The sequence below is a fragment of the Bacillus sp. OxB-1 genome (assembly GCF_000829195.1).
Taxonomy (GTDB): domain Bacteria; phylum Bacillota; class Bacilli; order Bacillales_A; family Planococcaceae; genus Sporosarcina.
The window spans coordinates 3156451-3169582 of the sequence record NZ_AP013294.1 but is presented as its reverse complement, the minus strand read 5'-3'; the positions used below and the strand labels follow the sequence as shown (position 1 = coordinate 3169582).

The window sequence follows — 13132 nt, the reverse complement described above, 5'->3', positions numbered from 1 at the left end:
TTAATTAAATATTCAGTCACCATTCTATCTTTATTTTTGCCAAAAAGGGAAGCACCTGAATAAAGGTAGCGCTGTCCATTTGGTAAGTTTATACAGTTATCCATAAGTGACGGGTCAGCAGGGATCGTTACGGTATGCTTCCACTCCTGATTCTACGAAGCCAATACCGGGACGACTCCCATAGATTAGCGGCTAGAATACGTGAAATCGCCAAGATGGATTTCCTGCTGTTTGTTTCCGATTGAATCAGGACGTTCAGACAATAGGCAATCAGAGCCAGATAAATCTGGTTTTTCACAGCGTATTCACTTTGACCGTAGAAATGCTTGATCTTCACGTGCTGCTTGAGCCACTTGAAGAACAATTCGATGGCCCAGCGAGAACGGTAGATTTCGCTGATTTCCTCCGCGGAAATGTCGAAACGATTGGTGATCAGCCGCAATTCGCCCCCCTTGCCATCAGGGATGACAAGGATTCGGAAAACGTTCTCCGTACAGTTCGGATTGGCGCCTACGAACGCCATCGTGTCGGAAAGGGCATCACTCCCTTCCGGAAGGGAGAATGTGTGGATGGGATGCAGAACGGCATTCTTCTTCAACCGACAGACGAAGAAAAGCCCATCGTCCGTGAAGCGGTCAAACCGTTCATAATCCACATACCCGCGGTCGAAAACATACATGGCCTCCTTGTCGTCAACAAGCACTTCGAGTTGATTACGGTCGTGCTCCTTGGCGTTCGTGATGACCTCTTTGTCGGGGTAATGAGTGCCGTTTTCATCGAACACCAAGCGTATATGCAGCTTTACGCCGGCCTTGGTCTCCCGGAATTCGGCCCATTTAAAATGGTTTACGTTCAACGGGATCGTTGTGGAGTCGATGATTTTCAGGAGCAACCCCTTTTTGGGCGAAAGTTTTTGTACAGCGATCTGACTAACCAGTTGCATGAAAAGATTCGACAGAACCGTTGGATCCAACCGATTATTCTTTCTGGAAAGCTGCGACACACTGATGGAATCCACGCCGATCGCCCGTTGGAAATCCCGGTTTGTCAGCGCTGCTTCCAGTGCGTGCAGGCTGTCTGACTCCATTAATTGAGCATACAGCATGAGAAGTGTGTAAGCTTGCGTCGTTAACTTCTTTGTATACCGGTCTTGCCCATGTATGGTCACAATTTCGTTGAATTTCTCAAAATCAATGGCATTCAGCCATTTACCAAATGAAGTTTTTCGTGTATTCTTGTCCATGAGTTGGTCCTTTGTATTGGATTTGGACAGGAACTACCTGTACCTTCCATTATAAAGGACTTTTTCTTTTGGATTCCTTAGATTTTTGAAGGTTTTATGAATTCCTAATCTTCAAAAGATATTAATGCAACACTAGTGAAAACGTACTAAAAAAGAAAGGTGTGTGAAAGATGGATTTAGGATTGAAGGATAAAGTCGCGCTTATTACAGGGGGAAGTAAAGGGATCGGTTTTGAAACGGCCCTTACTTTAGCCGGAGAAGGTGCGAAAGTGGCGATCTGTGGAAGAAATGAAGAAGCACTACTGGAAGCTTCCCAAAAAATCTATGAAAAAACAGGAGCCCGGCCGCTGCCTATAGTGGGGGATGTTACGGTGGAAGAAGATTGCAAGCGCATCGTCAATGAGACGGCAAGTCATTTTGGCGGGTTGGATATTTTGGTGAATAACGCCGGGACGAGTTCGGCGAACCCATTTGAAGAGGTGGACGCTTCTCTTTGGCAATATGATCTCGACTTGAAATTATTCGGGGCTATTCATTGTGCCAAAGCCGCAATCCCATTCATGCGCGAAAAGGGAGGCGGCGCCGTTTTGAATGTAACTGCAGCCATCGCCAAAACGCCATCCGCCTCTTCATTGCCAACTACCGTCAGCAGAGCTGCGGGGATGGCATTGACGAAGGCGATGAGTAAAGATTTGGGGCCGGACAATATCCGCGTCAATACGGTTTGCATCGGACTGATTAGAAGTGATCAAATCGAGAAGCTGTGGAAAAAGACTGCGCCGGATCTGACTTTCGAGGAATACAGCCATGATGAGAGACACCAAATTCCGCTAGGCCGGATCGGGGAGACGGAAGAGGCGGCCAAAGCGATTGCATTTCTCGTCTCCGACGCTGCTTCCTACATCTCAGGAACATCTCTTAATATTGACGGAGGAAAGGCCGGAGTTTTATAAATATCCTTGCATCCGAGCCGGTCGAACTGCGCTTTATATTGGTTCTAGGAGTTTTTTCTTTCATGAAAAAAGTGAAAATATACATTATATACCTCTATACATTAAAAATCCTTTCTATTACTATATAGAAATTGATATGTGTAGAGGTGTTATTGTGAAGAAGTCTATAATTTTAGCATTCAGTTTGTTTTCTTTTCTGCTGACGATGTCAGATGTCCAAGCTGCCAGTTGGCAAGAAGGTGACGTGATCACAGGTACTTTTATGCCAAAAGTGGTCGATACATACACCATTACAATTGAAGAAGATGCACGAGTGACATTTACATTAAAAGATAATGAAGATGAACACGAGTATAGTTTTCTTACAGATTATAACGTGATGTTGTTTGACAGCATGGAGCAGAAAATTGCATCTATATCAACCTATCGTGCCGACGACGATCAAGAAAAAACGGTACTGCCCGTTAATTTAAAAAAAGGTATATATCAAGTCAAGGTTGCTGGCACAGGGGTGGATTCTCAAGGTAATTATGCCGTGAGCTTTAAAACCGGTCCAATTGAAGGAAATGATTTGGAGCCAAACAACGAAAAAACAACGGCAACCCCCTATAATATCGGTGAAACCTACCAAGGCGACTTGAACGGTTCTGTTTTTTCAAATGATAATGACCTCTACAAAATAGAAGTCCCGACATTTGGGAAAATGAAGGTTCAGCTGCAAAAGACAGAAGGCACATCGGTCGGGAATGCCCATTTTGATATGACTATTATCGATGAGAAGGATGTAAACAGATTCTCCTTAACAAGTTTTTACGGCAATTTGAATGATATCGAAGTCTTACTCCAACCAGGCACGTACTATTTTAATATTCGTTTAGGAAACACAAAACAAGCCATTGCTAAATACACGTTTACAACTTATTTTGTACCGTTAAACGAACAGGATTGGGAAAGTGGGCGCAATACGAGTATAGCAAGAGCCGATGTGCTCGAAAATAACAAAACATATAATGGCTTTTGGTACAGTTCACCTTATGCCCATTCGCAGACGCACGATTATTACAAGTACACATTGGCGAAGGATGCAAAAGTGACGTTTATTGCCGATTCACCTGGAACTTTAGGGGAACTCACTTTTTTAGATGAAAACGGTGTACAGTTGCCATATCTCGGTTACGTAAACAGTGACACGAGTAAAATCATTACGACAAAAGAGTTGGAAGCCGGGACGTATTATTTGATTTATTACTCACGCCACGGAGGAAGAAAAGGCTATGAAGGGTATAATATCAAGTTGCGTATCGAAAGCTTTTCTGACGTTCCCGCGACACATTTGTATTACGAACCAATTGAAGCACTTGCACAATTAGGTATCAATAAAGGGTATATGGATGGCACGTTCCATCCGCATGAAGCGATTCAACGAAAGCATGTCTTTGCTTTACTAAACCGTGTTGAGGGATTATCATTGTCAAAAATACGTGCAATGAAAACTTTCAAGGATGTAACTGTCAAGCACCCAAATTACCCGGAAATGAAAGCTTTTTATGAAGCCGGTATCATCGACGGAAACGGTTCGTACCTAAATCCCGGGTCAAACTTGACGCGCGCACAACTAGCAAAAATTTTAGTGAATACGTTTGATTTAAAAATGAATGGCGAAGGGATGCTTTTCAGTGATGTGAATCCAGCAAATAGCTTTTATGAATATATTCAAATTCTAGCAAGCAATGGGATCACCATAGGGTCAAACGGAAAATTCATGCCAAACGATCCAGTCACAAGACAGCATTTCTCGGTGTTCTTATTACGAACATTGGAATTAAATTCTTAATAAAAACGATCATGTGAAAACATGGTCGTTTCAGACTGTAGACAAAGTCAAGATATCTTTTGGTTTGCCTGCAGTCCTTTTCTTTTTTAATATGGCGGGTGTTCCTAGCAGAATTCCTTTCCGCTCTGGCGCGCGCTTTCCGGGGCGTTATTTTAGACTCCTGTTGCTGTGCTCCCGCGGAGTCTTCACACGGCGCGGCGGGCATATCGATTGATCCCGATTGCAATTACGGAAAGCCGGGAACTATGTTTGAGGAAATGGCGAACAATTGACTCATGCAGCACAACATGTATTCAGAAAACATGGATTACAGATAAAGAATGAATCAAGAGCGTTAGATCTGTTGGCACGGGTATCTAACGCTTTTTTTCATTACCAATCAAAGAGCATTCAAAGGGGGCATTATTCTATAATAGACATTATTGAAAATAAAAGCAGCCATTCTAATTCTAGAATGGCCCAGACTGTAGACAAACTCCAGAAATTTTGGAGTTTGCCTACAGTCTTTTTTCTTTTACAATGGAAGTAATCTTAGGAAATGTTGATTTCCGCTGCGGATGGACGCTTTCCGCGGGCACGGCTTCAGCCGCTTCCCTCGCTGCGCTCAGTCCAGGGTCTTCCGCTCGTGCTGTTCCCGCTGGAGTCGCCATCCTCCGCTCCAATCAACAGTTTTTCCTTCAAACTTACAGAGGTGATGGATATGATGACGAAGAATCAAATGAACCAACGAGAACAGTTGGAAATGCTGACTATTGAACAGTTGGTGCCCCAGGATCATTTGGTACGTAAACTGGATGCAGCCATTGACTTCGCGTTCATCTATCCATTGGTGGAAGACCTGTACTCGACAATCGGGAGACCCAGTATCGACCCGGTGGTACTGATCAAAATGACATTCATCCAATATACCTTCGGCATACGATCCATGCGCCAAACGATCAAAGAAATTGAAACGAATATGGCATACCGCTGGTTTCTCGGCTTTGGCTTTCATACAGGGGTGCCCCATTTTTCCACATTCGGGAAGAACTACATTCGCCGTTTTACAGATACGGATCTATTTGAACAGATCTTCTATCGGGTGCTGAAGGAGGTCGCAGATCATGGGCTTCTTAGCCCGGATCATGTCTTTATCGACTCCACCCATGTGAAAGCGAGTGCGAACAAGCGCAAGTTTCAAAAGAAAGTGGTTCGGAAAGAGACCCGGGCATATGAGAAGAAGCTCCAGGAGGAGCTCAACATGGACCGAGAAGAGAATGGGAAGAAACCGTTCCCTCCGGAGAAGTTCGAAAAGGAAGAACATAAAGAGATCAAGGAGTCAACGACAGACCCGGAGAGTGGCTACTATGTAAAGGACGAACGGACCAAGCAGTTCGCCTATTCCTTCCATGCAGCTACGGATGAAAAGGGATTTGTTCTCGCAAACATCGTCACTCCAGGTAATGTCCATGACAGCCATATGCTTGAGCCGCTGGTACAGAAGATCATCGACAAAGTGAAGCGGCCAATTGCCGTTGCCGCCGATGCAGCCTACAAGACGCCCGCGATTGCGAACTTCCTAATTGAACATCAGATCCTTCCTGCACTTCCTTACAAACGGCCGATGACCAAGGAGGGTTACTTCCGAAAACACGAGTATGTCTATGACGAGCACTATGACTGCTATCTCTGTCCGGAAGGACAAGTCTTACCCTATAGGACGACCACAAGGGAGGGATACCGTCAGTATGCCTCGGCACCATCCATTTGTGCATCGTGCCCGGTGATCAGTCAATGCACTCAAAGTAAGAATCAGCAGAAGATCATTCAACGTCATATCTGGCAGGATTACCTGGATGTAGCGGAGGATTTGAGACATCATCATGAGATCAAAGAGATATACGGGAGGCGTAAAGAGACGATTGAACGTGTCTTTGCCGACGCCAAAGAAAAGCATGGCATGCGATGGACAACCCTACGAGGGCTAAAAAAATTGTCCATGCAGGCGATGCTTACGTTTGCTGCTTTGAATTTTAAGAAGTTGGCCAGCTGGACGTGGAAAGCGCCAACCACGGCGAAATAGGAAGAAAAATAGAAGAGTGGTAGGACTCATTTCCGTAAAAAACGCTTAAAACAGGAAAAGGGTTGGAAATCAAATCGATTTCCAACCCTTTTGTCTACAGTCTGAGCCATTCTAATTCTAGAATGGCCGCCTTCTTTTTATTGCTTATTTTTCACATTTTCGAGCAGCATTTTACTCCTTTAACCACCTGATCACCATACTAAGTAGATCTACGTGCTCCTCAAATTTGCCCTTTATGAAATCCCAATCATATAAAATTCCAAATGAAAACAAGTACTTTAATTTCAGTCTCAAATTTACCATTAGGAAGGATTTCAGACCTAATTGAAATTGTCTTCATGTTTGATTTTATCCCACACATGTTGAATATGTTTTTTGAAAGCTTGGATGCATTTATCTACATCTCGCTCCTCCAAAGCCTCAAGAATAGGTAGGTGTGATTGTGCTACCTCATCTAATTTATCAAAATAAACTTGGCTGGTTAAATACCAAATCCTATTAGAAATAGAGCTTACGCTTTCCCAAACCTCATACAAAAGTTTATGATCTGCAATCTTATAAATATAATTATGAAACTTGATGTCTATTTCATTTAATCCTTCAAAGTCATTTTTTTCTCCTGCTTTTAGCATTTGCTGGTAAAGATTTCGCAATTTTTTTATATCTTCATCTTTAATATTTTTTATTGCCCTTTCTATAGCTAAAGGTTCTATAGCTTTACGGAAACTATAAATTTCATCAATATTTTTTTTAGAGAGGTTTGAGACAAAAGTTCCCTTGTGAGGATAATGTACAACAAAACCTTCTTGCTTTAAACGTGATAGTGCTTCACGGACTGGAGCTTGGCTTACATTATAGGTTTTAGCAACTTCTAATTCTAAAATCCGATCTCCTGGCTTTAGTTCACCTCTAATAATGGAATCCTTCAGAAAGTCGAACACTTGCTCTGAAAGTGAATAGGTTTTTATGGATTTCATTAATACAACTCCTCGTATATTTTATCGATAATATATTATCTCATAAAATTACTTTAAAATGTAAACAAAAGCAATTAACTCAAAAATAATTTATAAATAGGGGAATTCGGTTTGTATTTATTAAAGTGTTAAAAATAATAGGTCTTTCAAATTTGTAGGGAAATAATAAAATTTATTTCATTAGTAGTAAAAAAGTGATTATAAGTTTTCGGGTAAGATCTTTAATAACTTAGCGATGTTGCGCGTTGTCTCAAATAAGCTATTGCGGGCTTGTTCCATAGCTATTTCCATACTCATAGGGGAAAGGACAGTAGAGTGACAGCTGGTAAATAACCCGTCCAATTTTTCAAAACCTTTTCCTAAACTCCCTGAAATAAGGATTGTTCGGCAACCATGCTCCTTAGCTACTCTTGCTACATATGCTGGAACTTTTCCATATAGAGTTTGATCATCACTTTGGCCTTCCCCGGTAAATACCCAATTTGCATCTGCTAATTTCTTTGTTAAATCAGTTGCTGATGAAACAATTTCTGCCCCGGATTCCAGTCGAGCTCCTATAGTTAGAAGGGCGAAGCCTAATCCACCAGCAGCGCCAGAACCGGGAACGTTTTGGAACTCTACACCAAGTTCTTCTTCTATTAAAGCTGCATAGTGTTTTAACCAAGAATCCAATTTTCTAATCTGGTGAGGGGTTGCACCCTTCTGGGAACCAAAAATATACGATGCACCGTTTGGACCGCATAGTGGATTATTCACATCGCATGCTACAATAAGTTCGCACTCTTTTAAGCGATGGTCAATTGTATCAAAATTTACAGTTTTAATGTCCTGTAAACCTTTACCTGTCGGTTGAACGGGTCTTCCTAAGTTGTCCATAAACACAGCGCCTAGGGCTTGCAGCATACCCAAACCTCCATCATTTGTAGCGCTCCCACCAATACCTAATATAATTCTTTTTAAACCTTGGTTTAGAGCGTGCTTTATGGCTTCACCTATACCAAATGTTGTTGTATTCATAGGGTTTCTGCTGTTCATCGGCACCATGGGCAATCCACAAATGCTAGCTACTTCAATAATTGCAGTATCATTAATTCCTAAAATGCCGTATCGGCTTTGTATAACATTTCCCAAGGGTCCAGTCACATTAATAATTTCATATATGCCTTGTGTCGCTATTATTAAAGACTCGAGTGTCCCTTCGCCGCCGTCTGCCATCGGGTTTAATACAATATCAACCGTAGGAATTTCGCTGTAAATAGCATCTTTCATAATTTGGCTTACTTCAATTGCAGTTAAACAGCCTTTATAAGAATCAGGAGCAATAACAATTTTCATAATCTCACTCATTTCTTATTAGATATCTCTAAAGGGTCCAAATCTATTATTTTAGCAATGCTGGAAGAAATGTTGATATTTGCGGGATTAAGACTACGAGAATCAAAGCTACAAGCATTGCTAAAATAAACGGGACTACCGCAAGCGATATCCGCTCGATAGATAAATTTGAAATACCTGAAGCTACAAAAAGATTTAAACCAACTGGTGGAGTTAATAAACCGATTTCGGCGCCTAACACTAAGATAATGCCAAAGTGAATTGGATCAATTCCCAATTGAGTAACGATAGGCAGAAACAGGGGAGTTAAAATAATTAGTATAGAAATTGTTTCCATAAAAGTGCCGACAATCAAAACTAAAACCGAAATGAGAAATAAAATAACCAAAGGGTTATTTGAAATACCAAGAATATGCTGTCCAAGCATATTTGGAATTTGGTAAATCGAAATTAATTTTGAAAAAGCTGCTGCAGTACTCAGGATGATCAATATAGCACCTGTCATTAAAGATGATGAAATTAACGATTGCTTTATTCTTTTGAAAGTTAACTCCTTATGGACAAATAGCCCGATAATCAAGGCGTATATTACTGCAACCACAGCTGATTCTGTCGGGGTGAAAATCCCTCCGTAAATTCCACCAAGAATAATGATAGGGGTAAATAAAGCCCATTTTGCCCCCCATAGCGCACCAAGGACTTCTTTGGTATCAATCTTTTTTCCGCTACCTTTATAGCCTTTTCTTTTTGATATAACTAGCACAGTTAACATTAATAGTAGAGCAGCGACCGAGCCAGGGCCAAATCCTGCCAAAAACATATCGCTAATTGAAACACTTGCTAAGATTCCATACATGATTAATGGGATGGAAGGAGGAATTAAGATGCCAAGCCCGCCACCAGAAGCAGATACAGCGGCAGAAAATCCAGGATCATACCCCTTTTTAACCATTGCGGGGAACATGATGGTTCCTATAGCCGCTACGGTAGCTGGAGAAGAACCGGAAAGGGCAGCAAAGAAAAAGCAAGCAACCATTGTCACAAGTGCGAAGCCGCCTGTAAAAGGCTTCATAAAAGAGTTTGCGAAAGTTATCAACCGATTAGAGAGCCCCCCGGTCTCCATTAAAGAACCAGCTAAAATGAAAAATGGGATAGCCATAAGAGGGAAAGAATCAAGCGCTGTAAAAGCACTTTGCGTTAGAAATAACGCGGGAATGTCAGAGATAATCAGTGCAACTGTTACGGCAATACCAATCGCAATAGCAATTGGTATGCCAATTAATAAACCTAATAGCAGTACGGAACCTAGTGCGATACTAGCTGTCATTTAAATTTCCCCCTTTGGTAGAATAATACTTCCGTTGTTTTTGGTTCCTGTATTGCTATTGTTTTTTAATTGATCTTCTATGATAACGCTTTCAATATTTTCGTTGTCAATTTCATATCCAAGAGCGCGTTTTCGCATGTTCTGAATGATACGAATCGAGGTTAGAGTGAAGCCGATGGGGATTATTGTATAAATCAAGCCCATATTTATTCGTGTAACTGCAGAAACTTGAATCGATCCCATTAACTGTATGACCATTTGAGAGGCATTAAAAATCATATAAACGCTAAAGCAGAGCCAGCACAAATCAGCGAGGTAGTAAATTTTATTTCCTAAAACCTTAGATAGAATTTTTTGGCCTACTTCCATTTTTAAATGGCGATTGTGTTTGGCGGCCAATGATATGGAGATATAAACCAACCAAACAAAAACAAATCTTGCCAACTCTTCCGACCAATCAAGTGGAATATTAAAAATAAAACGAGAAAAAATCTGAACGCTTATTAGCACAGTCATCAGAACAAACAATCCTATACAGACGTATTCCTCAAAATGGTCATCGAACTTCTTAATAATCTTCATCATCTTTCTACTCCTCCTCTTTAACAAAATTTTTTTAAAATATAATACGTATTATATTTTATCGATAATATAAAGTAAATAGAAAATACAAAAATAATTGAAGTAAATAAATATTAAAATTATTTTGACATGTGAGTGGAAACTTGCTATTGTTATTTATATATTATCGATAATATATATTTCCGGAAGAAAGGAGGTTCCGTGAAAGCGGATACAAAAGATTGATAGGGGTCAAAAAAACTATTTTTAGGGGGCTTGTAATGAAAAAGAGGAATGCTTTTGTTTCTACTGCTCTAGTTTTATTGTTAATGATGTTGTCGGCTTGTTCAACTGAAGATAATACCGGATCAGCTAAGTCTAACGGGACAACTACTTCTATTGGTGAAGAAAAAATTCTGAAAATAGGTTCAGTTAATAATGATCACCATACATTGTTCAAAGGGTATCAGAAATTCCAGGAAATAGTTGAAAAAGAAACAGATGGAAGAATAAAAGTTGATATTTATCCTAATGGACAATTAGGTGATGACCGTACAATGATTGAAGGCCTCCAGTTTGGAACATTGGAAGCAACGGGAGTTTCAACATCAATGCTAGCAAATTGGGCGCCCCCTATGCTTGTTTATGACTTACCATTCGCATTTCCTGATACTGAAACCGCTTATAAAGTATTAGACGGTCCATTCGGTGAAAAGGTTGGGAAACTTCTGGAAAAGGAAAATCTTATACTTCTTTCTTACATGGAAAATGGATTCCGGCATTTAACGAATAATAAGAAAGAAATAAGAACTATAGAAGATTTAAAGGGAATGAAAATTCGTACAATGCAAACACCTATACATCTTGAGACGTGGAAACAAATGGGGGCGTCACCTACTCCGATGGCTTATACAGAATTATTTACGGCTTTGCAACAAGGAGTCATTGATGGTCAGGAAAACCCCTATGGAAATATGGCTATGGATAAATTTTATGAAGTTCAAAAGTATTTAACAGAAACTAACCATGTTTATAATCCCATGGGGCTTGTTGTTTCGAAAAGCTTCTTTGAGGCACTAAGTGAAGAAGATCAGAATATCTTGAAAAAAGCTGGCGTAGAAGCTGCTTTGTATCAACGGAAATTAAATCAAGAAGAAACTGAAGGATATAAGCAAATTCTTGTCGAGAATGGCGTCCAAATAACAGAATTATCTTCGGAAGAACTTGGAGAATTTACAAAAGCAACTGAAGAGGTATATGAAAAATATGCTGTAGAAATTGGTAAAGAATATATTGATGAATTTTTAGGAGAGTTGGACAAGTAATTAGAACGATTGAAAGTAGTTGTTTTAAAAGAATCCAAAAATTTAATTCCATGAAATTAAATTAAATTACTTTGTGAAAGTCATACTAATCTAATACTCAAGCCCAGTGGTAATAAGTCAAGTACCAAAATCGAATGAATTGGAAATTTAATTATATCAAATTCTTTTATCCACGATTTTTAGGTATGACAAATAAACCTCGCATTTTCTTTTTTTAAAAAAACGAAGAAAATGGAAGTCCGGCCTAGAAGAAAGGATGTGAGCGGGCTATCTTACCCTCTCCTTTCGGGTGGTGTGTACAATTGATTGGTGCGTAGTAGCGAATACACCAACCGTACCAGTTTTCTTGCGGTCATGACGAGAGCACGTTTGTGTTTATGTTTCGGAACTTCATTGTATTTCTTTGTGTAGAATGCCTTGTATTCTGAATCATGTTTGCGAATCGATTCGGCAGCTTGTATGAGATAGTATCGTAAATACTTATTGCCCGTTCGCATCCGACTTGTATTTTCGGCTTCATATTCGCCTGACTGGTGCTGATTCCAGACCAATCCAGCGTACTTGGCCAGCGCATGATGATCCTTGAATCGCTTCACATCACCAATTTCGGCAATCAGACCGGCCGCGAAGACATCTCCAATCCCTTTGACAGACGTCAGCGTCTGTGGAATGCCTTTCATGAGTTTGGCAATCTCTTTGTCCAACCTCTTGATTTGCGACTCCATGTGCTGGATGGTGCTTAATGTGACGGACAATGAGATGTTCACCGGGTCCTCCATGGTCTTATGTAGGCGATAAGAGGAACGAGCGAGTTTCTGGAGATATTTCGCCAGCTCTTCAGGTTCAGCGAAGCGGTTCTTGCCCTTCTCCTGAAGAAACGAAATTAATTCTTCAAGCTCCATCTCAGCGATGGTTTCAGGATCCAGCTCCTCAATTACTGCGAGACTGGTCGTACCGAAGGTACTGGAGAAGGGGTTATCCTGTCGTAAACCACTGAACTTCAAAAACAGCTGATTTAAGAAATAGGTTTTATTTCGACCAATTTCCTTCATGAAATGGAAACGGGTTCTCGTTAATCGTTGTAAAGCCTCATAGTGATGAGCTTCTTTCATTTCCTGTGGCAATCGTCCAAAGCGCAAGTGATCTGCGATAACCCAGGCATCGATTTTATCGTTTTTCGGTAAGGTGTCGTACCCTTTTTTAAAGCGCGCGACTTTCCGTGCGTTCAGTACGTACACCTTCGTCACCACATCGGGTTCATATCCTTTTAACTGATCTTGGAGATAGTGGGCAATATGCCAGGCATACTGGTCTGTTGCTTCCATTCCGATTTTTAACTGTGCACACTGACTCTTTTCCGCTGTTTCCAATATGCGTTTGATCAGGGTATCAGCCCCGGTTCGATCATTGGAAACAGAAAAATCAGCGAGTGTGACTCCGTCCGCATTCATGAAATGGACATGATGGGACCGTAAACTAACGTCTACACCGACAAGCATTTGTGACATGCCAATC

10 protein-coding genes and 1 pseudogene are annotated in these 13132 nt (G+C 40.8%); 5 read left to right on the top strand and 6 right to left on the bottom strand.

What is annotated here, in order from left to right; genetic code table 11:
* Nucleotides 1-127 precede the first annotated feature (127 nt).
* Nucleotides 128-1243 (bottom strand): IS4 family transposase, encoded by a 1116-nt coding sequence (locus OXB_RS15780; protein ID WP_041072671.1) that lies wholly within the window; start codon nt 1241-1243, stop codon nt 128-130.
* 170 nt (nt 1244-1413) lie between these two features.
* Here OXB_RS15780 and OXB_RS15775 point away from each other — a divergent pair, with 170 nt between their 5' ends.
* The 4 genes and pseudogenes from OXB_RS15775 (at nt 1414) to OXB_RS15765 (ending at nt 6092) form a co-directional block, all read left to right on the top strand.
* Complete coding sequence (locus tag OXB_RS15775; RefSeq protein ID WP_041075383.1) at nt 1414-2196, top strand: SDR family NAD(P)-dependent oxidoreductase; 783 nt, start codon at nt 1414-1416, stop codon at nt 2194-2196.
* A 154-nt stretch (nt 2197-2350) separates the two neighbouring features.
* Nucleotides 2351-4030 carry an S-layer homology domain-containing protein gene (locus OXB_RS18525; RefSeq protein ID WP_052484109.1) on the top strand — a complete coding sequence of 560 codons (1680 nt, stop codon included), beginning with the start codon at nt 2351-2353 and terminating at the stop codon, nt 4028-4030.
* Between the two features lie 178 nt (nt 4031-4208).
* Nucleotides 4209-4302 (top strand): annotated as a pseudogene (locus OXB_RS19265) (preQ(1) synthase); the annotation flags it as partial.
* Between the two features lie 428 nt (nt 4303-4730).
* Nucleotides 4731-6092, top strand: a complete 1362-nt coding sequence (locus OXB_RS15765) for an IS1182 family transposase (protein WP_041076997.1) — start codon at nt 4731-4733, stop codon at nt 6090-6092.
* A gap of 320 nt (nt 6093-6412) precedes the next feature.
* Here OXB_RS15765 and OXB_RS15760 read toward each other — a convergent pair whose 3' ends face one another.
* The 4 genes from OXB_RS15760 to OXB_RS15745 all read right to left on the bottom strand — a co-directional run bounded on the left by OXB_RS15760 (nt 6413) and on the right by OXB_RS15745 (nt 10316).
* Entirely contained in the window at nt 6413-7069 is a 657-nt protein-coding gene (locus OXB_RS15760; protein ID WP_052484108.1) for a GntR family transcriptional regulator, read from the bottom strand.
* 198 nt (nt 7070-7267) lie between these two features.
* Nucleotides 7268-8404: a glycerate kinase gene (locus OXB_RS15755; RefSeq protein ID WP_041076993.1), complete on the bottom strand. Its 1137-nt coding sequence runs from the start codon at nt 8402-8404 to the stop codon at nt 7268-7270.
* 46 nt (nt 8405-8450) lie between these two features.
* Nucleotides 8451-9731 carry a TRAP transporter large permease gene (locus OXB_RS15750; protein WP_041075382.1) on the bottom strand — a complete coding sequence of 427 codons (1281 nt, stop codon included), beginning with the start codon at nt 9729-9731 and terminating at the stop codon, nt 8451-8453.
* Entirely contained in the window at nt 9732-10316 is a 585-nt protein-coding gene (locus OXB_RS15745) for a TRAP transporter small permease (RefSeq protein WP_041075381.1), read from the bottom strand.
* A 257-nt stretch (nt 10317-10573) separates the two neighbouring features.
* On the opposite strand from OXB_RS15745, the gene OXB_RS15740 reads away from it, so the two are divergent.
* Nucleotides 10574-11617: a TRAP transporter substrate-binding protein gene (locus tag OXB_RS15740; RefSeq protein WP_041075380.1), complete on the top strand. Its 1044-nt coding sequence runs from the start codon at nt 10574-10576 to the stop codon at nt 11615-11617.
* 272 nt (nt 11618-11889) lie between these two features.
* Here the strand turns inward: OXB_RS15740 and OXB_RS15735 are convergent, their stop codons facing one another.
* Entirely contained in the window at nt 11890-13125 is a 1236-nt protein-coding gene (locus OXB_RS15735) for an IS110 family transposase (protein WP_041074262.1), read from the bottom strand.
* Between the last annotated feature and the right edge of the window lie 7 nt (nt 13126-13132).